The 24,436-nt window shown below is 38.8% G+C and carries 23 protein-coding genes; 6 read left to right on the plus strand and 17 right to left on the minus strand.

Translation table 11 applies throughout. From position 1 onward, the window contains the following. The 4 genes from sufU to sufC are packed head-to-tail and all read right to left on the minus strand — an operon-like array spanning window position 1 to window position 3,764. The gene (gene sufU / locus M2919_RS03470; protein ID WP_248849279.1) at window positions 1-474 is read right to left on the minus strand and encodes a Fe-S cluster assembly sulfur transfer protein SufU; all 474 of its coding nucleotides are present in this window, start codon (window positions 472-474) and stop codon (window positions 1-3) included. Continuing rightward, on the minus strand, window positions 461-1,696 hold the full coding sequence (locus M2919_RS03475; protein ID WP_248849280.1) for a cysteine desulfurase: 1,236 nt from the start codon (window positions 1,694-1,696) through the stop codon (window positions 461-463). The genes sufU and M2919_RS03475 overlap by 14 nt, the downstream gene beginning before the upstream one ends. A 1-nt stretch (window position 1,697) precedes the next feature. Further along, a complete protein-coding gene (gene sufD, locus M2919_RS03480; RefSeq protein WP_248849282.1) occupies window positions 1,698-2,981 on the minus strand; it encodes a Fe-S cluster assembly protein SufD in 1,284 nt (427 codons plus the stop codon). Between the two features lie 15 nt (window positions 2,982-2,996). After that, window positions 2,997-3,764: a Fe-S cluster assembly ATPase SufC gene (sufC, locus tag M2919_RS03485; protein ID WP_248849284.1), complete on the minus strand. Its 768-nt coding sequence runs from the start codon at window positions 3,762-3,764 to the stop codon at window positions 2,997-2,999. Between the two features lie 240 nt (window positions 3,765-4,004). On the opposite strand from sufC, the gene M2919_RS03490 reads away from it, so the two are divergent. The 3 genes from M2919_RS03490 (at window position 4,005) to M2919_RS03500 (ending at window position 7,244) form a co-directional block, all read left to right on the plus strand. Next, entirely contained in the window at window positions 4,005-4,703 is a 699-nt protein-coding gene (locus M2919_RS03490; protein ID WP_222317318.1) for a DsbA family oxidoreductase, read from the plus strand. A gap of 478 nt (window positions 4,704-5,181) precedes the next feature. Further along, window positions 5,182-6,231 carry a PTS sugar transporter subunit IIC gene (locus M2919_RS03495; protein WP_248849286.1) on the plus strand — a complete coding sequence of 350 codons (1,050 nt, stop codon included), beginning with the start codon at window positions 5,182-5,184 and terminating at the stop codon, window positions 6,229-6,231. 17 nt (window positions 6,232-6,248) lie between these two features. After that, the gene (locus M2919_RS03500) at window positions 6,249-7,244 is read left to right on the plus strand and encodes a D-2-hydroxyacid dehydrogenase (RefSeq protein WP_202585544.1); all 996 of its coding nucleotides are present in this window, start codon (window positions 6,249-6,251) and stop codon (window positions 7,242-7,244) included. 65 nt (window positions 7,245-7,309) lie between these two features. Here the strand turns inward: M2919_RS03500 and M2919_RS03505 are convergent, their stop codons facing one another. Together M2919_RS03505 and M2919_RS03510 are read right to left on the minus strand one after the other, a co-directional pair. Continuing rightward, entirely contained in the window at window positions 7,310-9,088 is a 1,779-nt protein-coding gene (locus M2919_RS03505) for an ABC transporter ATP-binding protein (protein ID WP_248849288.1), read from the minus strand. After that, entirely contained in the window at window positions 9,088-10,836 is a 1,749-nt protein-coding gene (locus M2919_RS03510) for an ABC transporter ATP-binding protein (RefSeq protein ID WP_248849290.1), read from the minus strand. The genes M2919_RS03505 and M2919_RS03510 overlap by 1 nt, the downstream gene beginning before the upstream one ends. A gap of 204 nt (window positions 10,837-11,040) precedes the next feature. Between M2919_RS03510 and M2919_RS03515 the strand changes: the two genes are divergently transcribed. Next, window positions 11,041-11,940 carry a helix-turn-helix transcriptional regulator gene (locus M2919_RS03515; RefSeq protein ID WP_248849291.1) on the plus strand — a complete coding sequence of 300 codons (900 nt, stop codon included), beginning with the start codon at window positions 11,041-11,043 and terminating at the stop codon, window positions 11,938-11,940. 40 nt (window positions 11,941-11,980) lie between these two features. Here the strand turns inward: M2919_RS03515 and mnmA are convergent, their stop codons facing one another. From mnmA to M2919_RS03555, 8 genes are all read right to left on the minus strand, one after another. After that, a complete protein-coding gene (gene mnmA, locus M2919_RS03520) occupies window positions 11,981-13,108 on the minus strand; it encodes a tRNA 2-thiouridine(34) synthase MnmA (RefSeq protein ID WP_248849294.1) in 1,128 nt (375 codons plus the stop codon). A gap of 156 nt (window positions 13,109-13,264) precedes the next feature. Next, window positions 13,265-13,606 carry a DUF1831 domain-containing protein gene (locus M2919_RS03525; protein WP_248849295.1) on the minus strand — a complete coding sequence of 114 codons (342 nt, stop codon included), beginning with the start codon at window positions 13,604-13,606 and terminating at the stop codon, window positions 13,265-13,267. A gap of 57 nt (window positions 13,607-13,663) precedes the next feature. Continuing rightward, the gene (locus tag M2919_RS03530; protein ID WP_248849297.1) at window positions 13,664-14,812 is read right to left on the minus strand and encodes a cysteine desulfurase family protein; all 1,149 of its coding nucleotides are present in this window, start codon (window positions 14,810-14,812) and stop codon (window positions 13,664-13,666) included. Window positions 14,813-14,814: 2 nt separating this feature from the next. After that, the gene (locus M2919_RS03535; protein ID WP_248849298.1) at window positions 14,815-15,840 is read right to left on the minus strand and encodes an acyltransferase family protein; all 1,026 of its coding nucleotides are present in this window, start codon (window positions 15,838-15,840) and stop codon (window positions 14,815-14,817) included. 108 nt (window positions 15,841-15,948) lie between these two features. Further along, window positions 15,949-16,494 (minus strand): cysteine hydrolase family protein, encoded by a 546-nt coding sequence (locus M2919_RS03540; RefSeq protein ID WP_248849300.1) that lies wholly within the window; start codon window positions 16,492-16,494, stop codon window positions 15,949-15,951. An 18-nt stretch (window positions 16,495-16,512) separates the two neighbouring features. Then, entirely contained in the window at window positions 16,513-17,202 is a 690-nt protein-coding gene (locus tag M2919_RS03545; protein ID WP_248849301.1) for a 5'-methylthioadenosine/adenosylhomocysteine nucleosidase, read from the minus strand. Between the two features lie 11 nt (window positions 17,203-17,213). After that, a complete protein-coding gene (macP, locus tag M2919_RS03550) occupies window positions 17,214-17,489 on the minus strand; it encodes a cell wall synthase accessory phosphoprotein MacP (RefSeq protein ID WP_023606121.1) in 276 nt (91 codons plus the stop codon). Beyond that, complete coding sequence (locus M2919_RS03555) at window positions 17,479-18,048, minus strand: NUDIX hydrolase (RefSeq protein ID WP_023606120.1); 570 nt, start codon at window positions 18,046-18,048, stop codon at window positions 17,479-17,481. The genes macP and M2919_RS03555 overlap by 11 nt, the downstream gene beginning before the upstream one ends. A gap of 166 nt (window positions 18,049-18,214) precedes the next feature. Between M2919_RS03555 and M2919_RS03560 the strand changes: the two genes are divergently transcribed. Continuing rightward, a complete protein-coding gene (locus M2919_RS03560) occupies window positions 18,215-18,973 on the plus strand; it encodes a 5-bromo-4-chloroindolyl phosphate hydrolysis family protein (protein ID WP_248849303.1) in 759 nt (252 codons plus the stop codon). Next, entirely contained in the window at window positions 18,951-20,153 is a 1,203-nt protein-coding gene (locus M2919_RS03565; RefSeq protein ID WP_023606118.1) for a toxic anion resistance protein, read from the plus strand. Before M2919_RS03560 ends, M2919_RS03565 begins: the two co-directional genes overlap by 23 nt. A gap of 49 nt (window positions 20,154-20,202) precedes the next feature. On the opposite strand, the gene gshAB is transcribed toward M2919_RS03565, so the two are convergent. The 3 genes from gshAB to M2919_RS03580 form a co-directional block, all read right to left on the minus strand. Beyond that, on the minus strand, window positions 20,203-22,494 hold the full coding sequence (gene gshAB / locus M2919_RS03570; RefSeq protein WP_248849304.1) for a bifunctional glutamate--cysteine ligase GshA/glutathione synthetase GshB: 2,292 nt from the start codon (window positions 22,492-22,494) through the stop codon (window positions 20,203-20,205). A gap of 93 nt (window positions 22,495-22,587) precedes the next feature. After that, complete coding sequence (ftsY, locus tag M2919_RS03575; RefSeq protein WP_248849305.1) at window positions 22,588-23,595, minus strand: signal recognition particle-docking protein FtsY; 1,008 nt, start codon at window positions 23,593-23,595, stop codon at window positions 22,588-22,590. A 12-nt stretch (window positions 23,596-23,607) separates the two neighbouring features. After that, entirely contained in the window at window positions 23,608-24,426 is an 819-nt protein-coding gene (locus M2919_RS03580) for a Cof-type HAD-IIB family hydrolase (protein ID WP_248849307.1), read from the minus strand. Between the last annotated feature and the right edge of the window lie 10 nt (window positions 24,427-24,436).

A 24,436-nucleotide genomic window follows, 5' to 3' on the forward strand; every position in this document is an offset into this window, starting at 1 on the left:
TCACTCCTCTTCTTGGTGCAACTGACGAATTTCCGTCGTATCTTGTTGCTCGGTAATGCCTTTTTCTAGTGCTTTCCAGCCTAGTGTGGCACATTTTATGCGTGCTGGAAATTTCGCAACTCCTTTTAATAAAGCCGCATCCCCCAGTGCTTTTTCATTTTCGATTGATTGTCCTTGCACCATTTCTGAGAATGTTTCAGAAAGGGCTAACGCTTCTTCTACTGTTTTTCCGATAATCGCTTCCGTCATCATACTGGCACTTGCCGTACTGATAGAACAGCCACTACTTTCAAAACGAGCGTCTTTAATACATTGGTCTTCAATCGTTAGTTGTAATTTAATAATATCGCCACATGTCGGATTATGTAACTCCACTTCATGAACGCCGTCTTCTTCTAAACCGAAGTGACGTGGATGGTTGGAATGATCTAAAATCACTTGACGATACAACATGTCTAGTCTAGATAGTCCCATTTTGGAAAAACTCCTTTGTGGCAATGACTGCCTGAATAAATTGATCGAGATCAGCCTGTGTCGTATATAGGCCTAAACTCGCACGATTTGTCGCCTGCACATCAAGCCATTTCATTAAAGGTTGCGCACAATGATGACCCGCTCGTACGGCAACTCCTTGCATGTCCATAGCGGTTGCGACATCATGTGGATGAATGCCATCAATATTAAAGGCAATAACACCAGCATGTTCCGATGGTGATGTCGGGCCGAAAACAGTTACACCTTCAATCGCTTGTAAACGAGGTAAGACGTCGGCCATTAAGGCTTGTTCATGCTGCATGACCGTCGTCATTCCAATTGTTGTCAAATAATCAATTGCAGCACTTAATCCAATCGCCCCTGTCATATTTGGCGTTCCTGCCTCAAATTTCCATGGTAAGTCCGCCCAAGTACTCTCGTAAAGATGGACAAACTCAATCATTTCGCCACCAAACTCTACGGGCGACATTTGTTCTAACCACTTCTCTTTACCGTATAGGACTCCAATTCCTGTTGGTCCATACATTTTATGCCCACTAAAAGCATAAAAATCTACGTCCAGATCTTGAACATCCACTACCATATGCGGCACACTTTGCGCACCGTCTACAACGATAACGCCCCCCACTTCATGCGTCAATCGGGCGATTTCTTTTATAGGTTGAATCGTTCCTAAAACATTGGTCACATGTGCCAGTGCGACGATTTTGGTTTTAGATGAAAGTTTGGTTTGAAAGTCCGTCATATCTAATCGACCTTCTTCATCCAAGTCGATATAGACGAGATTCGCTTGTTTACGTTTAGCAAGTTGTTGCCACGGAACTAAATTGGCATGGTGTTCGGCATAGCTAAGTAAAATATCGTCCCCAGCCTTTACCGCAACATCACCGTAGCTTTGTGCCACCCAGTTTAAACTGGTCGTCGTTCCTCTCGTAAACAAGACTTCTTTTGTCGAATGAGCATGGATAAACTGACGAACATTCTCACGCGCTGCTTCATAAGCCTCAGTAGCACGTGCTCCTAATGTGTGAACACCACGATGAACGTTTGCATGGTCATGTTTGTCGTAGTAAGACATCGCTTCTAAGACTTGACGAGGCTTTTGCGTGGTTGCGGCATTGTCTAAATACACCAATGGCTCATCGTTCACAGTTTGATGTAATATGGGAAAATCGTTACGTCGTTTATCTCCTAGCATCATTTTAGCTTAACTTCCTTTCAATCACTTCTGCTAATTCATCACGCACGGCTTTAATTGGAATCGCTGTTAAAACAGAGCCTAAGAATCCACGAATAACCAAACGTTCTGCTTCCGTCTTTTCCAAACCGCGACTCATGAGATAGTACATTTCTTCCGGGTCGACACGTCCAACACTTGCAGCATGACCTGCGGTGACTTCATTTTCATCGATTAATAAAATAGGGTTAGCGTCACCTCTTGCTTGGTCAGAAAGCATTAAAACTCGACTTTCTTGTTGAGCATCTGCTCCGACTGCCCCTTTTAAAATATGACCGATACCGTTAAAGGTTAAAGTACCACGTTCACGTATGACACCGTGTTGCAAGATATGCCCGACTGAATGACGACCGCTATTGGTTACCCGTGTGTCAATCCCTTGTGTTTGTCGCCCAGCACTAATCGCCACAGCTTTTACTTCTGAATGTGAGCCTTCTCCCACTAAATCAGAGTCGAAATCAGCAACAACATTGCCGTCGTTCATAATACCGATAGCCCAGTCCACTGAGGCGTCGCGACCGACATTAGCACGTCGATTAATATAAGTTGTCACGTGTTCACCTAGTTGGTCAATCGCTGCAAATTTTACTTTAGCTCCTTGTTTGGCAATGACTTCCACGACAATATTCGCTGTCGCTTTTTCCGTGCCCTCTCCCACTGTTTGGAATCGCTCTAAGTAACTCACTTCACTGTTTTCTTCCGCTACGATTAATACATGCTTAACAAAATTAGTATTCGCATGGCTGTCTTGATAAAATAACGCTTCTACAGGCTCTTCAATCGCAACGTTTTTGGGAATATATAAGAATATGCCACTATTCATAAACGCCATATGAAACGCCGTTAATCTGTCTTCATCATAGTGAACTGCTTGTTGCATTAACGCCTTTTCAACCAAATCGCTGTGGTCTTGAACTGCTGTTTGAATATCAGTCAAAATCACACCTTTTTCTATTAGATGAGCGGGCATTTGTTCCACTAATGTTTGCGTACTGTGTTGCACAATCAAGGGATTATTTTCGACTTGTTCAAAGTCATAGACCGCTCCTGAAACTGTATCGTCTATCATAGTCGTCACTTCTGTTAACGGCCAACGATGAATTTTAACGCGTTCAATCATCGGTAAAGCCAATGTTTCGATTTTTTCTAACGCTTGTATACGGCGATTTAATAACCATTCCGGTTCACCTTGTGAAAGGGAATAGTCTTGAATCTGTGCCGTATAATCTGTCCACGTCACATCTTTCATCTACATTCTTCCCTTCTAGTCTTCTGATAATTCAATTCCTAGCTCAGCACTAATGCCAGCGTAGCCTTCTGCTTCTAAACGTTTCGCTAAATCAGCTCCACCTGTTTTAACTACGCGACCGTCCATCATAATATGAACCACATCAGGCGTGATATAGTTTAACAATCGTTGATAGTGTGTAATAATTAACGCGCCAAAATCATCGCCACGCATTTCATTAACCCCTTTGGATACTACTTTCAAAGCGTCAATATCAAGTCCAGAGTCAATTTCATCAAGAATCGCGAAGGTCGGTTCTATCATCAGTAATTGTAAAATCTCATTACGTTTTTTCTCTCCGCCTGAAAATCCTTCATTTAAGTAGCGCTCTGCCATTTCTTCTGGCATTTCTAACAAAGCCATTTTTTCATCTAATTTTGTGATAAAATCCATGACCGAAATCTTATCGTCTTCTTCACGTGTTGCGTTAATTGCCGCACGCATGAATTCCGCATTAGTAATTCCAGCAATCTCACTTGGATATTGCATGGCTAAAAAGATACCTTTACGAGCTCGTTCATCTACTTCTAATTCTAATATATTTTCACCATCTAACAGGACTTCTCCTTTTGTTACTTCGTAATTAGGATGTCCCATAATAGCTGCTGACAAGGTTGATTTCCCTGTTCCATTTGGTCCCATAATCGCATGAATCTCACCTGTATTCATTGTTAAGTTAACACCTTTTAAGATCTCCTTGTCTTCAATCGACACGTGTAAATCTTTTATTTCTAAAACCGCCATGCGTGTTTCCCTCCAAATATATTCATATTTTTTCACTATGTTCCTAGCCTCTATATTTTAGCCCAATTGAGAATGAATTTCAAATGATAAAATCGTTATCACTTGCGAAATCTAAAGGATAATAACATATCCTACCTTTTTGTTTAGAATCTTTCTAAAAATAGACGAACCGATTTTTTGACATTGCTTGTGAAACTGAATTAAAATAAGTTTATTATGATCAAGAGAGTAGGGAATTTTATGAAAATTGATATTTGGTCTGACTTTGCTTGTCCGTTCTGTTACATTGGAAAACGTCACCTTGAAAAAGCGTTAGAAAATTACGAAGATGTTGAATTAGTTTTTCACAGCTATGAACTCGACCCAACGACTTCTGTCGATTTCTATTCGGATGCCAATCAAATGCTAGCAGATAAATATGGGATGTCCTATGAGGAAGCCAAACAAAATAACGGTCGCGTGATTGATATGGCGAAGCAAGCTGGTTTACACTATGACTTTGAAAAAATTAAGATTACGAATACAGTCAATGCTCATCGCGTGGCACAATTCGCTAAAACAAAAGGGTTGGGAAATGCTTTTGTCGAAGCAACGTTACATGCTTACTTTAGTGAAGGGGCGTATCTTAATGATGAAGAAACGCTGGTTAAGTTAGGCACGTCAGTTGGCTTAGATGCAGATGACGTGCGCCGTGTATTTCAATCGGATGAATTCTTAACAGAGGTTCGTCAAGATCAAGCACAAGCGAAAGCTATTGGGATTACGGGCGTGCCATTTTTTGTTATCGATGAAAAATACGGCGTTAGCGGTGCACAACCGATTGCTGTTTTTGAAGAAGTGTTAGAAAAAGTCGGGGCAACACCTAAAAAAGCTGCGCCACTTCAGATGATGGGTGATACGCAAGCACCTGGCTGTGAGGACGGCGCTTGCGATATATAATTTTTGTATGAGAAGCCTTTTTAGAAAGGCTTTTTTTTTATAAAAACTAGTCAAATCTTTAAATTATGAGTAAATTCTCTTCAAATTCTAATGTAAAGTTGCCTTCCCCGCATTTTTATTATCATTAAATATCATCAATTTTTATATTTCATCTCCGTGAAATGATATCTTATAAAATATTAGAATCAGATAGTTTATTGAGATGTAAATACCTTCTATTGTGAAAATATATTCAAAAAACGGAGAGAATAATAAATCCAAAATTTATATTAAAACCATAAAAAAACCATCTTTTTAAGAAATTAGTGAATATAATTCATTAAAATGTTTAGGAAAATAAAAATAATGATAGATTAGATTTTTTAAACGTGATACAATTCACATAACTTATGAAAGGAGAAAATGATTAATAGTTTTTCACAATTTAAGAAAGGAGTTATTAGGTTGAAGTAAAGATACATTAAAAAGGAGAATGAATATGGAGAGAATAAATGTAAAAGTTTTTTTAAACAAAATTTTAAATGGCGCAGCAATGGGGATCGTTGTAGGACTAATTCCTAACGCTATTTTTGGAGAAATATTTAAAGCGCTTTCTGGATACCACCCTTTATTTGCAATGTTACAACAAAATGTGACGATGATTTCTTTTACTGTTCCAGTATTGGTGGGGATGTTTACTGCTTTACAATTTAAATTTACTGGAATTGAAGCCGCTTCATTAATGGGAGCGACGCTGATTGGAGGAGGCTCCATCCGATTAACAGATGGTCAGTGGGGGCTATATGGCACTGGTGACTTAATTAATGTGATGTTAATTGCTTCTATTTCAGCACTTTTTATTCTTTGGTACAATAACCGAATCGCCAATCTTGGGATTGTCATGTTGCCTATCGTAGGTGCGATGATTCCTGGATTTATCGGAATGTTAACTCTTCCTTATGTCGGTTATATTACAAGAGGGCTTGGTAATTTAATTGAAAACTTTACCAACTTACAGCCATTATTAATGACGATTTTTATCGCTGTTTCTTTTGCACTTATTATCGTTACCCCTCTTTCTTCTGTGGCCATCGCTTACGCTATTTCTCTGGCAGGATTGGCTTCAGGAGCAGCAAACGTCGGTATTGTCGCAACATTATTCACCTTGGCTTACGGTTCTTCTAAAGTCAATAGCAAAGGGACGACTTTTGCACTCTTCTTTGCAGGTCCTAAAATGTTAATGCCTAATTTTTTAGGAAACCCTATTATGATTTTACCCATCGTGATTAATTCTTTTGTAACAGGTATCGCTGCATACCTATTTAAAATTCAAGGAACAACGGCTTCTGCTGGCTTTGGTTTAACTGGTTTAGCAGGCCCCATTAATGCATACTCATTTATGGATCAAAGTCCATTAGTAAATATTCTTATTTTGGTCGTACAATATCTTATTGTCCCACTAGGAATTGCGATTATTACCCATACAATTTTTATTAAAATGAACTTATACAAAGATGATATTTTTACATTTGCTGGAGAAAACAAATAGAAAAAGGAGATTATCACATGAAGAAAATCATTGTATTTAATGTTAGAGAAGAAGAAGTTGACTTAACTAAGGAATGGGCGAAAGACCATAATGTTGAAGTCAAATTAGTTAAAGAACAACTTTCGTTGGAAAATGTAGTTTTAGCAAAAGGATTTGACGGTATTTCAACTAGTCAAAATTCTCCTGTACCAAATGACATCTACCCGATTATTAAAGAATACGGTATTCACCAAATCGCACAAAGAAGTGCCGGTGTAGATTACTATGATTTAGAAGAAGCGAAAGAACAAGGTGTTATTATTAGTAACGTTCCAAGCTACTCGCCTGAATCGATTGCGGAATTTGCCTTGATGTCGGCATTAACTTTAGTCCGTAAAAGTCGCTTGATTGAAGAAAAAGTTCAAGGTCATGATTTTAGATGGCAACCTTCAATTCGTGCAGGTGTTATTAATGAAATGACCGTTGGAGTGATTGGCACAGGCTCAATCGGGTTAACCTCTGCCAAACTATTTAAAGGTCTAGGCGCTAAAATAGTAGCATTTGATGTTTTCGAAAGCGAAGCTGCCAAAGAAATTGTCACATACAAAAATTCAATTGAAGAAGTCGTTGAAATGTCTGATATCGTCACTTTACATATTCCGGCAACAAAAGATAATTTTCATCAATTTAACCTAGAGATGTTTAAAAAATTCAAGCCGTCCGCTTATTTCATCAATGCTGCACGTGGCTCTGTCGTAGATACAGAAGAGTTAATCGAGGCGCTCGATACTGGGTTACTGGCAGGAGCTGCTTTAGATACCTATGAAAACGAAGCAAACTTTATTCCGAAAAACTTTGAAGGAAAAGAGTTAAATGATTCGTTATTAGAGCGTGTATTGTCGCATGAAAAAATCATCTTTACGCCACACATTGCACATTATACAGATGTTTCAGTACGTAGAATCATGCAGATTTCACTTAACTCTGTACTAGATATTTTAACTACCGGTGACACTGAGTTGCGTGTCAACTAATGACTCAAAAGAGGTCGTTTGCTTATGATAAGCAAACGACCTCTTTTTCATTCTATCACAATTGATTAAACTTTTAGTAAGTCATATTGTGATTGATATAAATAATGATAGCGCCCTTTTTGTGCCATCAACGTATCATGTGTTCCAGACTCTTGAATATTGCCCTTATCGATATAAAAAATCTTATCACAATTTTTTATCGTGGATAATCGGTGAGCAATAATAAACGACGTGCGACCATGCAATAGTTTCTGTAAACCGTCTTGTAACAATTGCTCCGTCTTCGTATCAATACTTGATGTAGCTTCATCTAAAATCAGAATTTTAGGATCCGCTAAAAGGGCTCTCGCAAACGATATTAATTGGCGTTGGCCTGCAGACAAGGTACTACCTCGCTCTTCTACGACTGTGTCATAACCGTCTTTTAATTCTTTTATAAAATCATGCGCTCTGACGACTTTAGCTGCTGCAATGATTTCTTCTCGACTTGCTTGTGGATTTCCGTACTGTATATTGTCTAAAATCGTACCCGAAAAAACAAATGTATCCTGCAGCATAACACCCATTTGTTGTCGCAGTGATTTTAATGTGACATCACGAATATCAATGCCATCGATTAAGATTTGACCAGAATCAATATCATAAAAACGACTCAACAAATTGATAATCGTTGTTTTCCCTGCTCCTGTCGGTCCTACAAGCGCCACACTCTGTCCTGCTTCAACATTTAGTGAGACATGATTCAGAATCGGTTGATTATCTTCATAACTAAACACTACGTCATCGAATACTACATTTCCTTGAATTTCTGGCATTTCAATCGCATGCGGAGCATCTTGAATCTCAGGCTCGACATCTAACGTTTCAAAAATCCGCTCGAGATAGGCGGTTGCTGTAATCAATGAATTGTAAAAATTCCCAATATTAATGACCGGATTCCAAAAGTTATTGATATAGCCGATAAAGGCAATCAACGTCCCCGTTGTCATATCTACCCCTATACTTCTTATCCCAATAAAATAGATTAAGGCAGTCGTCATCACCGAAATGTTTTGCACACCCGGCCATAGTAAAAATTGAACTCTGACTGCTTTTAAATATGCTTTACGGTAGTCTTCGTTTATCGAAGTAAATGTTTGATAACTCATTTCTTCTTGAGTAAAAGATTGCGTCACTTTTATTCCTGAAATACTCTCATGAATGTAAGCATTCATATTTGACTGTTTATTACTTAGTTCTTGGTACGCGGTTCGTTGTGCTTTCTTGACTAATAACACGATAATCAGTAAAACAGGTAATAGTAGCAATGAATAAAGTGTTAGTTTTACATCGAGCCACAACATCACACCTAGAGTCAGAACGAGACTGAAAACATCTGAAATTAAGTTAATCAAGCCGTTACTTAATAAATCACTCAAAGTATTGATGTAATTTACGACACGGATTAAGATTTTACCGTGCGGTCGGTTATCAAAGTAAGAGAATGGTAATGTTTGTAAATGACTAAAAATATCATATCGCATATCTTTTAAAATATTTTGACCGATTTCTGTAATATGATAAATACGATAACGCATGCTCCAGCCTATACCGATTAATGATAATAAGAAAAGCAAACTCATTAATACAAGTCCTTTAACATCTTGGTTAGGTAGATAACGGTCAATGGCTAATTTTGTAAAGTAAGGTCCTAACATGGCCAACATATTGGCAAAAATAATGACAAGTAAAGCTTTCGTGACGGGACGTTTATATGGAGCAATGTATTTACCTAAGCGTTGGTAATGGTGCCAATTAAACTCCTCTTGTAATGTTTCATCTTGATCAAAGGTATTGCGTGCCATTATAATTGCCCCCCTTCTTGACTGGATTGACCGAGTTGCGTTTGATAGATGTCAAAGTAGCGACCGCCACGCTCGACTAACGCCTGATGTGTCCCTTGTTCGACGACGCGACCTTTTTCTAATACGAGTATCGTATCAGCCTCTCGGACTGACGAAATCCGATGTGCAATGACAAACGTTGTCGTGCGTTTAGTCTGCTTAGTCAGTTCTGCTTGAATTTTAGACTCCGTCTGCATATCAACCGCACTTGTCGTGTCATCTAAAATCAAGACAGCCGGGTCTTTTGCCAAAGCACGCGCTAAGGACAAACGTTGTTTTTGCCCACCCGATAGCCCGACTCCTCTTTCGCCTACAATCGTGCGATACCCTTCTGGCATTTGCTCAATAAAGTGATTCGCATCAGCAATTTCAGCAACGTGACGAATTCTCTCATCAGATAGTTCCGGAGCGCCGTAAGTAATATTTTCTTCAATCGTACTTGAAAATAAAAAGACATCTTGCATAACCATCGCGATATTTTCGCGTAATTGACGTACCGGCCATTCACGAGCATCTTTACCGTCAATCAATACGCGACCGTGACTAGGGTCGTAGAAACGCGCAATTAAGTTCACTAGCGTTGTTTTTCCTGAGCCAGTTTCACCTAAAATACCGATGGTTTGCCCAGGTAGTGCTTCAAACGATACGTTTGACAGAATAGGGGTATCTGGGTCATCTGAAAAATGAAAAGTAACGTCTTCAAAAACAATATGACCTTGAAGAGGGTGTTTCTCAATATGCTTTTCTGCTGTAATCGATGGTTTTACTTCTAGCATTTCTCGAATTTTGACACACGAAGCATTAAAGCGTTGCGTATCATTAATTAACCAACCACTCATTCGCATGGGCATGTTTAGCATCCATAAATAGCCATTAAATGCAACTAAATCGCCGACGGTCATCTGACCACTTATTACGAGAAAGCCCCCTACTAACAACGTAATTAAGGTTAAGCTACCTGCCAACCCATCTAACCACGGCAAATATTTCATAGAAACACGTGCTGAAGCTAAATTTTTTTGTTTAAAGGCTTCGTTTGCTTCGTTAAATTTTTCAATCTCAAAGTCTTCTCTCGAGAACGCTTTGACTACACGATTTCCACTAATATTTTCTTCAACTAAGCTATTTAACTTTGAAAAACTTTGACGAATTTCTAAGAAAACAGGATGTGCTTCAGCTGACATCTGACGCGTTAAATAATAGATCACAGGGGTAACGGCGACTAAAGACAGCATTAACACCGGATTTATCCATGCCATTACTACGATAGCCATTACAAACCAAAAGACAGATTCGACAATATTGTACGTCACCCAACAAACAAAATGTCGGATGGCCTCGATATCCCCGGTCATTCGGGCCATAATATCCCCCACACGCGTTCGATTAAAAAAATCAAAATCTAATAATTGCAATTTTTGAAATAAATGCTGACGAACGCCAAAAACAGTATGCTGACCGATTGTCTCAAAAGTTATTTGATACGCATAGCGAAACACCGTGCGTAAGACGGTCAAGCCAATCATCCACATTAATAGTGGTATTAGTTTCTCCGTTTCCCCTGCTCCTATGACTCGATCAATCAACTGCCCGATAATAAGTGGGTTGGCAATCATCAGTAATGAACTAGTCACTAATAAAATAATACCTAAAAATATGGTTTTCTTACGGTCTTTGCTATATTGCCAAATCCACTGATAGTTATTCATCTTTTTTCCTCCTTTTATCACTTTGTCTTAGTTTAGATGATAGCTGGCATTATTTGAATAGACTATCTTTCTTAATCGAATGGATTATATCACTCGCTTCTTCGTCATCTCGCTCACTTTCTTCATCATGATGACGAGTAAAGTTTTTAACAGCTTTCACTTTTCTTTCTAGCAATTTAAGGTAAACTATAAAGAGAAGACAATTTGGAAAGAAATGAGGCTTTAACGTTGATACAAATCGATACCAAGACCTTCAATCCTGATATTTTATATGCCTTTGACTCTTATGATGAAGGAACAGCTTTAGGAAAAGAACATGCACATGATTTTGTCGAATTAAGTATCATCCTAGATGGCGAAGCAACTTATCATGTTCATCATCATCGCTATCATGCAACTAAAGGCTGTGTCATGCTTTACCATCCAGGCACACCACATCAGCATATACAAGAAGAACATACTTATAGTCACCAATTACACATTGGTTTAAATAACGTAACTTTTGAAGGGTTAAAACGAAACTATCTCCCTTTTGAAACGACTTTTATTGAATTAAAACACGAACAAGCTATCTTTCTTGATTTATGCCAAGCTATCTTAACAGAAAAAAATGAACGCGCACTTGGTTATGAATTAATGATTAAGTCGCTTATTATGAAGTTATTAGTCATGCTGTTAAGACAAGGAAACGTGATTGAGAACACAGAGATGATGACCTCTTTAACCGATCGCTCCTATCAAGATAAAGAACGGATTGTTAACAATATTATTTACTATCTAGAAACCCATCATGCTCAGGATATTACCCTGGACTCTTTAGCTGAAACAATGTATATCAGTCCCAACTACCTTTCAAAAGTATTTAAAGAAGTCACGAAAGATTCGCCGATTAACTATCTTATTCAAATCCGATTAAACCGTGCTGCTCTTTTATTACAGAATAATCAACTGACAATTAAAGAAGTCGCAAAACGCGTCGGATATGATGACCCTTTTTACTTTAGTAAACTTTTTAAAAAACACTACGGAGTCTCGCCGTCACACTATCAAACGGAGACTTTTTCTCCCTTTGACATTCCATCTACGCTACCGTCCGATTTATAAAAAAGAGGTCTGTTCAAAAGCGAACAGACCTCTTTTTTATTTAAATATATTGTCGCTCGATTTCTTCATAAAAGGCTGCGTCTATCAATCCGCCACCTAAACACTCTTCACCATCATAAAAGACAACCGCTTGTCCGGGTGTAATAGCACGCACTGGTTCACTAAAATAGACGGTTGCTTTGGTCGAATCATTTTCATCTAGTACCACTTTAACAGCCGTATCTTTTTGACGATAACGGAATTTAGCCGTACATTCAAATGTCTTCGCTTGCCAATCATTAACCGTAAAGTGAATGTCGCTTGCAGTTAAATGCGTCGCATAAAGCCATTCATGATGAAACCCTTGACCGACTATTAGCTCATTTTTTTCCAAACGCTTGCCAATCACGAACCACGGCTCATTTGACGCGCCGCCTCCGCCAATACCTAGTCCTTGACGTTGCCCTATCGTATAATACATTAATCCGGCGTGGTCGCCTTTCACTTCACCATCCACCGTCACCATTTTTCCAGGTTTTGCCGGTAAATACTGGCTGAGAAATTCTTTAAAATTCTTTTCTCCGATAAAACAAATACCAGTCGAGTCTTTTTTCTTAGCTGTGGCAAGTCCAGCTTCTTCAGCTAAACGTCGAACTTCTGGCTTCTCTAAATGGCCTAAAGGAAACATCGTCTTCGCAAGTTGTTCTTGAGAAAGCTGACTTAAAAAATACGTTTGGTCTTTATTGTGATCCACACCACGTAACATATGGCTCACACCATTTTCATCTCGTATAACCCGTGCGTAATGTCCTGTAGCAACATAATCGGCTCCTAAATCCATGGCATACTCAAGGAACGCTTTGAATTTTATCTCTTTATTACACATTACATCTGGATTGGGCGTACGTCCCGCGCGATATTCTGCTAAAAAGTATTCAAAAACGCGATCCCAGTATTCTTTCTCGAAGTTTACAGAATAATAAGGAATCCCAATTTGATTCGCTACTTTTTCGACATCTCGATAATCTTCTGTCGCCGTACAAACACCATTTTCATCGGTATCATCCCAGTTTTTCATGAAGATTCCTACTACATCATATCCTTGCTCTTTTAGTAGTAGCGCCGTCACAGAAGAGTCTACGCCACCACTCATTCCCACGACAACACGTGTTTGACTATTGTCTGTCATGTTTACACCATCATTTCTTTTTAGATTCTGAATCATCTACGATTTGAAGGTCGGATTTTTCAGTCTTCTTATTATACGTTCTTTTCAAAGTTTTTTCATCTTTTTAATACAAAAAAGAGAATTCTTATCATAAGAACTCTCTTTTCTACCAATCATTTATGATACGACTTCAAAACAATGACGATTAATCATTTCATTCATAATGAATTGAAAGTTTTGTTGTAATTCTAGTTGGTCGTCGTTTTCAAAAATATTTAATTGACGCATGCCATTCGCTGTCGTGATACTCATTTTAAACGTTTTTAAATCTTTTGCGACAGTTATCTTTAAACGAGGACCTTTACTATTTGCCATCATATCTAATGGTCGGTTATACTGCAAGTTGCCTTGTTTGGACTCACTAAACCCTAAATCTTTAAATGTATAAGTTTTCGCTTGATCACTTAGTTGATAGCTCACATCTGATCCTAATACTGTTGAAACTTTATCAAATGCCATATTATCACCTCATTTTTTCTATGATAGCTTTATTATAAGCAATTTTCAGTCAGAACTCTAGTCTATTTGTTGGCGTTTTCGACAAATCTTCACGAGGGCTGCTGCAAAGTGTTCGACATCTTCTTCCGTGACGCCTTCACCAAAACTAATCCGCACGGACTCATTAATTGCCGGATGTCCTTCGCCATACATGGCAGTTAAGACGTGTGACGGTTCGATATTCCCCGCCGTACAAGCGGAGCCAACTGAAATCGCAAAGCCTTGCAAATCTAATTGCATGAGTATTTGCTGACTTGGAATCCCTTCTAAATGAAGGTTTAAAATATGTGGACTTTTCGGCGCTTTCGCTCCATTTACGTGAAAAGCAACACGCGCTTCGGATAGAGCTGTGATGATTGTTTCTTGGAATTTTTGATAACGTGCCTGATTATCCATTTGAAGAGTCGGATTTAAACGCGTCAATGCTTGAGCGAATCCCATAATTCCTGGTAAATTTTCAGTGCCTGGTCGTCTTTTTAACTCTTGCTCACCACCATGCAACATAGCGTGTAATGGGGTCCCTGTACGAGCATAGAAAAGCCCAACACCTTTTGGTCCATTTAATTTATGGGCTGTGGCACTTAAGAAGTCTACTCCCAGTTCTTGTACATTTATTACTTCATGACCTAATGCTTGAACAGCATCTGTGTGAAATTTTGCTGGATGATCATGTAATAGTTGACCGATTTCGCGGATAGGATAACGCACGCCCATCTCATTATTCACCGTCATTATCGAAACCAAGACTGTTTCTGGTCGTAAGGCATTTTTTAATGCTTCTATAGAAATATTACCATGACAATCTACCTCTAAATAGGTCACTTCTATACCTGCTTGTTCATAAAACTCAGCCGTATGTAATACTGACGGGTGCTCTACTTTAGTCGTGATGAGATGTGGGCGTGAAACTGAAGCGTGTTTCAATTGATAAAACGCCCAGTTATTACTTTCCGTACCCCCACTTGTAAAAAAGATTTCATCCGCTTTAGCGCCGATTTGTTGCGCGATTTGTTCACGCGATTTCTCTAACCGTGCATGAGCAGAACGTCCGAAAGCATGGATACTAGACGGGTTGCCATAATCTTCCGTTAAACTCTTTACCATTGTTTCAATCACAGAAGGATGAACCGGCGTGGTCGCACTGTGGTCTAAATAAACTCTTTTCAACTTTATTCCTTCTTTCGTGTTTTATCCTTGCTTTTCCATTTTATCAAATTATCACTCACCATACTAAACATTCGGTCTAAACTTTTCTTAAAAATAGGACGTGTGAATAAAGCCGTCATCACAATACTTAATGCGACAATTACGAAAAATAGCCAAGGTTTTAATGTTAATTCTCCCATATCCATACTTCTAAGACTTTTAACAATGAAACCATGTAATAAATAAGCATACAATGTATTCTCGCCTAAATAGGTGAAGCGATATTTTTTTCGTGGAACCAATGTGAAAAAAGCAAAAATGGCAATAAAACTGATCAAGTAGACGAATAAACGGACGACCCCACCTACTTCAGGGTTTTCTAAAAAATGGTCGTAAGGCTTCGACCCAAAAAACCAATACTTATTCCAAACTTCTGCATAAGTCACTAGCTTGGCTAATAAGACAAAAAGAATGATCCCTACGACTCTCATTACTGGTTTCTTTGTTTTTTCAAAAAAAGAGGCCTGTAAATAAAAACCTAATAGAAAAAAGGGAAAAAAGACCATCGTCCGTGATAAACTCAAAAACTGATCGATGCCTGGAGCATAGCCTGCTAATAATCCGATTATAATCGCAATCGTCATCCCCATTAAGGGCGTAAAACGGTCAAATAGATACAACGCAACATTCCAAAAAAACATACTTAAAAGAAACCACAGTGACCAATGAGGGTTTAGAAATTGAAGCGATAGTTTGCCAGAACTTTGAATCATAAAATAAAAAAGACTGTAGATAAACTGAAAAACTACATAGGGTACTAGCATCGTTTCCGCTGTTTTTCTCAAATAACCTGGTCGACGAATATTTTTAGAAAAATAACCGCTAATTAAAATAAAGCCAGGCATGTGAAACGTGTATATCAAGTAATATAAATCTTCGATTTGAGAATAGTCTTCTACAAATGGTTGAATTAAATGCCCAAATATCACTAAAAATATCAAGAGTAATTTGGCATTATCAAAATAAGGATCTCGTACTTTTTCCGTCACACATATCGCCTCCTTTTTTTAATCATAACAAATAACCTTGACTAAAAAAACAAAAACGATAAGAACGGATGACCGTTTCCATTCCTTTAAACAGTCATCCGTTTTCTATTAAATAATCGTAGCTCCTAATGTATTCTTAAAATGCTTTAAGGCCCATTCATGACCGACAGGGTCAAAACTAGCGACGCCTTTTTCATGAATCACTATTTTATATCCTAAATTGTAAGCATCGATAGCCGTATGCAAAACACAAATATCTGTACAGACACCTACAATATGAACTTCTTGAATCTGTCTTTCACGCAAACGCACATCTAAATCGGTACCGCTAAATGCTGAATAGTGCCGTTTATCTAGCCAATAAACATTAGAAGCACGTTGATACTTTTCATACCATTGAGCGAGCTCACCATATAACTCTCTTCCGGCTGTTCCTATAATATTATGAGGAGGAAACAGCTGATTTTCAGGATGATACTGGTCATCTTCATCATGTCCGTCAATCGGAAAGACCACGTAGTCACCACGTTTAAAAAAGGTATCTGTAATGTCAACAATATCTTTTTCTAACTTTTGGCCATCACAACCAGTCGTTAATTTTCCATCTGTTGCAACAAAATCGTATGTGTAATCAATATTTAACAATGCCTTCATCTCGATCGTCTCCTTTTATTATGCGTGAGCTAACCAATTTAAAACCATTTCTGCCGAACGCTTACCTGCCGTAATAATAAATTCATCAAATGTTTGGGCTGCTTCCTCATCTGCGACGTCGCTAACCGCTCTGACCACTACAAACGGAACTTGTGCTTGTGTAGCCACCTGAGCAATCGCTGCGCCTTCCATCTCATTAACCAAAGCGTCAGGAAAATCAGCTTTAATTTGCTGAATCATCGCTTGACTATGGACGAATGTATCACCCGTTACTATCTCCCCTTGACGCACGGATAGCCCTGTTACTTCAGCCGCGCGTGTGATTGTTTCCATCACCGTTTCATCTGCTTCATAGTATAAAGGCATTCCAGCCATTTGTCCTTTTTTATAACCAAATGCTGTCACGTCGACATCAAAATAGGCTAACCGTTTAGAAACCACGACATCCCCAATTTTCAATCCTTCACCTATCCCTCCAGCAGAACCTGTGTTAACGAGCATATCGACTTGATAGCGGTCAATTAATAACGTGGCTGTCATGGCGGCCATACCTTTACCAATTCCTGATTGGACGACTACCACATCGTGTTCGCCGATTTTTCCAGAAACAAATGTATTCCCAAAAACTTCCACAGTTTCTGAAGCGGTCATCGCCGCTTTTAAAGCGATAAGTTCTTCTGCCATCGCACCGATTATTCCAATTTTCATCCTATTTCCTCCTATAAAAAAAAGACGGCTAAGAAAACCACGAGTAACATGAGGCCGACTACTAAAATTGCCTTCGTTAAGAAATGACTTCTTTCTCTGACTTGATTGGCATATTCTGAGCGCGACATTGTAATTTTGGGTTCTTTATTCTTTTCTTTTTTAAATTTTTTTGCGATTTCTGCTTCTTTTTCTTCAAATTCTTGTTGCAGTTTTCGTACACGAGACTCTTCTTCTTTTTGAAGTTCTCTGATTTTACTGCGTGTTAATAAGGGTTCCTTATTCCCCATTCATTGAACCTCCCATAGATTCTATTTCCCATTGCATGATAGCAATAATTGTTTTACTGTCACAAATCTCACCCGTAGCAATCGCCTGCTTGGCTTCATCTAATGTCAGTTGATGGATAGACAACCACTCATCGTCATCTCGTGGCAAAGGATCTGGGACTTGATACAACCCTTTTGCGATAAATAGATGCATCATTTCATTAGCAAAACCAGGTGAAAGAGAAAAGGTCATGTACGGCTCCATTTTTTCACATCGATAGCCAACCTCTTCTTCTAACTCTCGATGCGCTGTTAAAATCGGCTCCTCTCCTTCTCGATCGAGTTTGCCCGCAGGAATTTCTAAAATCGTTCGTTCAAGCGGTTTGCGATACTGTTTAACAAGTAATATACGATTGTCAGATGTAATCGCTATAATGCCGACTCCACCATTATGAAAAACTAATTCTCGTTGGCCAACCGACCCGTCTGGTAAACGTACTTTATCCACAGCCACATCTATTATTTTACCACTAAAGATGGTTTCTCTGGAAAGTGTTTTTTCTTCAAAATTTTCTGTCATGATGACGCCACCCATTTCATAGTTTGCTCATATAATACCTTTTTCTAGCAAATAATTCAAACACAGTAAGTCTGAGATGAAATCCAACTCAAGACGGATAGTTTTGTTATCTCTTTCTATGGTAAAATAAGTGTAATCAAGAAATGACTGAATAGGAGTGAGAGACATGAAAAAAAATAAATGGATGAAATGGTTGCTCTACTTTTTTGCCATAGTAGGTGCTTTGACAATTGTCGATGAGAGTTCGGGACTTTTAGATAGTCTTTTCCCTCTCATCATACTGGCCTTCATCATATACGGTATTAAACGTTGGTGGGATAAACGACAGCAAGCAAAACAAGCGGATGTCTCAGTGAACATGCCTCCGTTACGTCAAGATTTAACTCAACATTATCATGAAGCAGGCTTAGACGACCAGCAAATTAAGTTTTTTCGTGAAACGATGAATACAGCACGCGTACAAATTGAAACGCTTGAACAACAGATGAATCAAGTTGCTAAACTAAAAGCGATTAATTTAAAAACACAAGCAGTAAAAGCAGCACAAGGTATTTTTAAAGAGCTCGTTAAAGAGCCACAAAAACTGCATCGCGCTGACGGCTTTCTTTACAATCATTTACCTAATTTGGTAGACTTAACAGAGAAGTACATTACGATTAATGACCATGATATTAAAACTGCTAACACTTACGAAGCGCTTCAAAAAAGTGCCGAAGTGATTGAACAAGTTTCATCTCTCGTGGTAAAAGACTTCGAGCAACTCGTTGCCGAAGACTTAGCAGAGATGGACGTTGAAGTCAGTCTAGCTGAACAACAATTAGCACGTCAACATGAAGAAGCATCTACATCTCAGGCATTCGAAAAGCCTGACACGGCAAGCGATGAAGGAGAGGATGGTACAGATGGATCAACATACAACGGATGAATTAAAACAAACACAACCTGTTCACGATACACTGGATGACTTATTAAGTAACCCTTTTGCTAATACTCAAGATGCGGCAGGAACGTTAGCGAAACAAACATCAGAAGCGGCCTTACATGATGAAGCACCCGCTCCCCGTCTACTTGATCGCTTAGACCCTGAGCGACAAGCTCAAGCGCGTCAATTAGCCGAACAAATCGATGTTCAAGACTCACAATCTGTTTTAAGTTACGGTGCAGCGGCTCAACAAAAGCTAGGTGAATTTTCTCATTCTATGCTTCACCATGTACAAGCTCAAGACATTGGCCCTGTCGGTGATACATTAAATGAATTAATGTATCGTTTAAATGAAGCAAGTCCGCAAGAATTACAAGTGCAAGAACGCAATGTTTTCAAACGCATGTTTGGTAAAGTAAAAGAATCTATCTATGAGATGACAGCCAAATATCAGCAAATTGGGGCACAAATTGATAAAATTGCGGTCAAACTAGATCGTGAAAAAAATGGCCTCTTGAGTGATAACGTCATGCTAGAGCAACTTTATCATAAAAATAAAGATTATTTCGATGCGTTGAATATCTATATTGCGGCTGGCGAACTGAAAAAAGAGGAGCTACAAACAAAAATTATTCCAGAAGCCATGCAAAAGGCAGAACAAACTGGTGACCAAATGGACGTTCAAGTCGTTAATGATTTAAATCAATTTTTAGACCGTTTAGATAAACGAACACATGATTTAACATTAGCACGCCAAATTACAATACAACAGGCTCCGCAAATTCGCTTAATTCAAAATACAAATCAAGCCTTAGCAGAAAAGATTCAAGCGTCAATCAACACCGCCATTCCTTTGTGGAAAAATCAAGTGGCCATTGCCTTAACACTCTTGCGTCAAAAAGACGCGGTAACGGCACAGCGCCAAGTTTCAGAAACAACGAACGAGTTATTGAAGAAAAACTCAGAAATGTTAAAAATTTCAGCAATTGAAACGGCGGAAGAAAATGAGCGTGGTTTAGTGGATATTGAAACCCTACAACAAACACAAAACGACCTTGTTGAAACCATACAAGAAACCATGCGTATTCAACAAGAAGGAAAAGAAAAACGTCGCCTAGCTGAAATCGAGCTTAGACAGCTAGAAGATGATTTAAAAAATAAATTATTAGAAATGACGCATTAAAAAATAACGATTGGGACTTTACGGGTATCAGTGTAAAGTCCCAATCGTTTTATTTTTCAAATAGTAAGTCTAACACGTCTTGGGTTAAACGACGTCCCTTTCCTTTATATGGAAAGGCGTGCATGTGCATAGCCGGATTAAAGTTCGCTTCAATAATACCGTAGTGATGGCTATCCCTTGTAGCTGGAATCGTCTTATCTGGAATAATTAAATCAATCCCAGAAACCTTTGCTCCCAGCGCTGCAACTGCTTCAATCGCAATGGTTTTATAGCTTTCATCAAAATCATCCGTCATATCAATCGAGTCGCCACCGGTACTAACATTTGAATTTTCCCGTAAATAAACAACTTCCCCTTTTGGTAAGACATCAGAAATTTCATAACCTTGTTCCGCTAACATAAGTTTCTCAATGTCGCCTAATTGAATCCACTCTAATGGCGATCGATGATGTGAGCCGCGAAGAGGGTCTTGATTTTTTTCAGCAACTAATGCTTCAATCGTTTTCTCGCCGTCCCCTGTTACATTAGCCGGTACACGTAACATAATCGCTTTTACTTGATTATCAATCACAAAGAAACGATATTCTGTTCCAGGTAAAAATTCTTCTACTAGTACAGCACTATCCTCTTTAAAGGCAATAGCTAGTGCCTCTTTAAAATGTGCTTTTGTTGCTCCTTCTTTAAAAATCGTGATACCTAAACCATAATTAGTCGATTTCGGCTTAATCACAATCCCTAGCCCGTCAAATCGCGCAAAATCAGCCATAGCCGTGTCAATATCTTGATACTCTGCTCCTTGTGGCACGCGGAATCCTTCTTGCGCTAATAATTTTTTCGTCACGGTCTTATTTTCCATTATCAAAGGGACGATATAACTATCTTTGCTTGTCATATTGGCATTTTTAACGTATTCAATTTTTTTCGGTGTCTGTCGACGATCCGTTAATTTTAAAAACTGGTCTTGTTTATCTAGGACTTCCACTCCAAAACCACGCTGTAAAGCATCAAACATGAGTAATTGTGTGGATAACTCCATATCACGAAATCCTTCTAGTTGATAAGGCTTAGCGTGTGCTTTTTCGTAATATGCTCTTCCTAACTCTCGTGCTAACGTCGCGTTGGTCGTACCGGATTGGTAAGCTTTTGCCATACGTCCACTTAACGTCAACTCTGGCTGTGCTAATTTTTCGAGTTGGTCGTTAATTAAAACTTGCCAACGTTCACTATCATCCCACGCTTGCACCATGTCACTCATTCCTCTTAATAGTGCTTCCCCTTCCATTTTCATGGCAGTAGGATTTAATGGGTGTTCTAAAGCAACTTGATTATTATACTGCTCACCACGTTTTAATAACTCATCATAATCTGTATCCTCTTCCTTCATCCAGACTAAATACATCATAAACAGATGAAGAAACTCAATCGTTTCCTTAGCGATACCATACGGTGAATACGGATCATTATCAATATTTCGTAATTCAATATAATGAATACCCGTATGCTTTAAATCCGAAACATGTTCGCCACCACGTAAGCGAACGGCCGCGTAAAACTCTTTTTCTTCAGATAGGATCCCACGTTCAACTAAACATTCTATATCGTGAATATATTGCTCAATCGAGCGATATGAGACAAAAACATCGTCATGGTTGGTATAGCCGTATTTACTATTGCGAATACTGCGCACTAAGTCTTGCGGTCCTTCGCCGATATTTTCATCAAAATAACGCGCTTCTGCTTGAGGAGAGGCTCCAAAAAGATATGTTATAAGCCAACGATAACGCATATAGTGACGAGAAGCTTTCAAGTATAAGTCCGTTTTAAACTGTTCAAGCGAATCGAATGTCGTTTGAGCATGAAACAGACTACAAATAAATTCAGGGGAATATTCAAAGTTAAAATGAATCCCACTTACCATTTGCTTACGTTTACCATAAGACTTCGCTAAATAACGTCGATATAAGACGTCTTCAAATTTATCTAATTTAGCAATGATAATATCTTCTTCTTTTTCTGGCAACGCTGGCGGCATACTGAGTGGCCATAACATTTCATCTTTATTCATCGAGCGTAACGTCACTTCATGCAACGCACCTAAATAGGCTAATACTTCTTCTGCAGACGGTAACGCTGGCGTGATAATTTCTACTTGTGTTTCGCTAAAATCCGTTTGAATCGTTGGATGAAAGCGACGATTTCCTAACAAAGCAGGATGATCAGTTGTCGCTAGCTCTCCGTCGAGCGTCACACGCTGACTTTCTTTTTCTATACCAAAACGAGCATGTTTAAAAAGCCCTTGAATTGGGTCTTGATTCAATAGTGTTTGTAAATTATGGATCATTTTAAGACCACCTTTTGTTCATTTTCATTCCTTCATTATACCATTGACGAATTGAAATTGCTTATAATTGGTCTGTAACAAAAAAAGCTGATATTAATCAGCTTTTTCCTTCGTTAATAATTCTTTAAATAGACCATACATAAAGTCATTTGAATCAAAGACTTGTAAATCATCAATGCCTTCACCTAGTCCGACTAATTTTACCGGTAGTTTTAGCTCGTTGCGAATCGCTAAAATCATTCCGCCTTTGGCCGTACCGTCTAATTTGGTTAAGACTAATCCAGTCACATCGGTCGTCTCTTTAAATTGCTTTGCTTGAACCATTGCATTTTGTCCCGTCGTCGCATCTACTACGAGTAACGTTTCATGTGGCGCTTCGGGGATTTCACGCTGAATAATTCGCCTCATCTTGGCTAACTCATTCATCAAGTTCACTTTGTTTTGTAAACGTCCCGCTGTATCAACCAACAAGATATCAGCATTTTCTTCTTTCGCTTTAACCAACGCATCATAGACAACTGAGGCCGGGTCTCCTCCAGCAGAGCCTCGCACTACATCGACTTGAGCACGCTCTCCCCAAACGACTAACTGGTCAATCGCTCCCGCACGAAATGTATCGGCTGCTGCTAAAATTACTTTTTTCCCTTGTTCACGATATTGGTTAGCTAACTTGCCGATACTCGTTGTTTTACCGACACCATTGACCCCTACAAATAACATGACAGTCAAGCCATCCGGATTTAAATTCAAATCGTTTTGCTCATCCATGTCATTTTCTTCATAAATTTGAACTAATTTTTCAATAATCGCGTTTTGCAAGTCTTTAGGTGCTTTCGCATTACGTAATTTGACTTCTTGACGCAATTCATCTGTGATTTTCATGGCTGTTTCAAACCCAACATCCGACATGATGAGTGTTTCTTCTAACTCTTCAAAGAAATCTTCATCAACCGTTCGGAAACTTGCCATTAACTCATTTAAGACATCGGAAAAAGACTTACGCGTCTTTTCCAGCCCTTTTTCCATTTTGACTTGTTCTGGCGTGGCTTCTACTTTTTCTTCTCCCGTGAAGGCACGTTTCAGTTTATCAAAAAATCCCATGTTAGTATCCTCCTACTTTAAGACCCATGTTTCAATCGCGTGCGCAACGCCATCTTCTTCATTTGTTTTGGTCTCATATTGTGCTATTTCCTTAATAATTGGCGTAGCATTCCCCATTGCAACTCCAGTTCCTACAAAATCAATCATAGAATAATCATTCTCTTCATCGCCTATTGCCATCATTTCACTCGCATCAATACCTAGAATATTACCCAGTGCCTCTAAGCCGTTTGCTTTACTAACTGTTTTCGGAACAAATTCAAATAAATTTTGACCAGAGCGAACAATATTATATTTTTGATGAAACTGCTCGGGAATCGCTTGCTGTTTCTCTGTTAAATAGTTAGGGTCATCATTTGTCATCACCATTTTATGATAAGGTGTCTCAGCATCAAACTGACTAATGTGACGCTCTTCAAACGATAAAATACGATTTAAGCGACCATAGACTGACGGCTGCGTGGGAACATTGGGCATAACCCGATATACCGTCGCTCCTGACACAATATCTGTTGATAAGTCTAATTCTTGAGATAGCTCGTAGATTTCTTGAATATTTTCAAGTGTCATGCGCGTTTCTGATAAACGTTCGCCCGTATGATTTTCTTGTATTAATCCACCATTTAACGTGACCGTGTAGTCACCAGAATCTGTCAAGCCTAACTCTTCTAACATCGGCAATACTGATTTTAAAGGTCGACCCGTGCAAAGTACCATTTTAACGCCTGCTGCTTTTCCTTTTTGAATCATCTCTTTGTTACGTGCTGAAATTTTCTTTTCATTGTTTAATAATGTGCCGTCTAAATCGATCGCCACTAATTTGATAGACATATAACCCTTC

This window comes from Vagococcus lutrae (assembly GCF_023299185.1).
In the GTDB taxonomy this organism is placed as follows: domain Bacteria; phylum Bacillota; class Bacilli; order Lactobacillales; family Vagococcaceae; genus Vagococcus_A; species Vagococcus_A lutrae.

Excerpts from the sequence above, each read along its gene's own strand:
- sufU (WP_248849279.1), bottom strand. The coding sequence starts at position 474 with ATGGGACTATCTAGACTAGACATGTTGTATCGTCAAGTGATTTTAGAT.
- M2919_RS03475 (WP_248849280.1), bottom strand. The coding sequence starts at position 1,696 with ATGATGCTAGGAGATAAACGACGTAACGATTTTCCCATATTACATCAA.
- sufD (WP_248849282.1), bottom strand. The coding sequence starts at position 2,981 with ATGAAAGATGTGACGTGGACAGATTATACGGCACAGATTCAAGACTAT.
- sufC (WP_248849284.1), bottom strand. The coding sequence starts at position 3,764 with ATGGCGGTTTTAGAAATAAAAGATTTACACGTGTCGATTGAAGACAAG.
- M2919_RS03490 (WP_222317318.1), top strand. The coding sequence starts at position 4,005 with ATGAAAATTGATATTTGGTCTGACTTTGCTTGTCCGTTCTGTTACATT.
- M2919_RS03495 (WP_248849286.1), top strand. The coding sequence starts at position 5,182 with ATGGAGAGAATAAATGTAAAAGTTTTTTTAAACAAAATTTTAAATGGC.
- M2919_RS03500 (WP_202585544.1), top strand. The coding sequence starts at position 6,249 with ATGAAGAAAATCATTGTATTTAATGTTAGAGAAGAAGAAGTTGACTTA.
- M2919_RS03505 (WP_248849288.1), bottom strand. The coding sequence starts at position 9,088 with ATGGCACGCAATACCTTTGATCAAGATGAAACATTACAAGAGGAGTTT.
- M2919_RS03510 (WP_248849290.1), bottom strand. The coding sequence starts at position 10,836 with ATGAATAACTATCAGTGGATTTGGCAATATAGCAAAGACCGTAAGAAA.
- mnmA (WP_248849294.1), bottom strand. The coding sequence starts at position 13,108 with ATGACAGACAATAGTCAAACACGTGTTGTCGTGGGAATGAGTGGTGGC.
- M2919_RS03525 (WP_248849295.1), bottom strand. The coding sequence starts at position 13,606 with ATGGCATTTGATAAAGTTTCAACAGTATTAGGATCAGATGTGAGCTAT.
- M2919_RS03540 (WP_248849300.1), bottom strand. The coding sequence starts at position 16,494 with ATGAAGGCATTGTTAAATATTGATTACACATACGATTTTGTTGCAACA.
- M2919_RS03545 (WP_248849301.1), bottom strand. The coding sequence starts at position 17,202 with ATGAAAATTGGAATAATCGGTGCGATGGCAGAAGAACTTATCGCTTTA.
- macP (WP_023606121.1), bottom strand. The coding sequence starts at position 17,489 with ATGGGGAATAAGGAACCCTTATTAACACGCAGTAAAATCAGAGAACTT.
- M2919_RS03555 (WP_023606120.1), bottom strand. The coding sequence starts at position 18,048 with ATGACAGAAAATTTTGAAGAAAAAACACTTTCCAGAGAAACCATCTTT.
- M2919_RS03560 (WP_248849303.1), top strand. The coding sequence starts at position 18,215 with ATGAAAAAAAATAAATGGATGAAATGGTTGCTCTACTTTTTTGCCATA.
- M2919_RS03565 (WP_023606118.1), top strand. The coding sequence starts at position 18,951 with ATGGATCAACATACAACGGATGAATTAAAACAAACACAACCTGTTCAC.
- gshAB (WP_248849304.1), bottom strand. The coding sequence starts at position 22,494 with ATGATCCATAATTTACAAACACTATTGAATCAAGACCCAATTCAAGGG.
- ftsY (WP_248849305.1), bottom strand. The coding sequence starts at position 23,595 with ATGGGATTTTTTGATAAACTGAAACGTGCCTTCACGGGAGAAGAAAAA.
- M2919_RS03580 (WP_248849307.1), bottom strand. The coding sequence starts at position 24,426 with ATGTCTATCAAATTAGTGGCGATCGATTTAGACGGCACATTATTAAAC.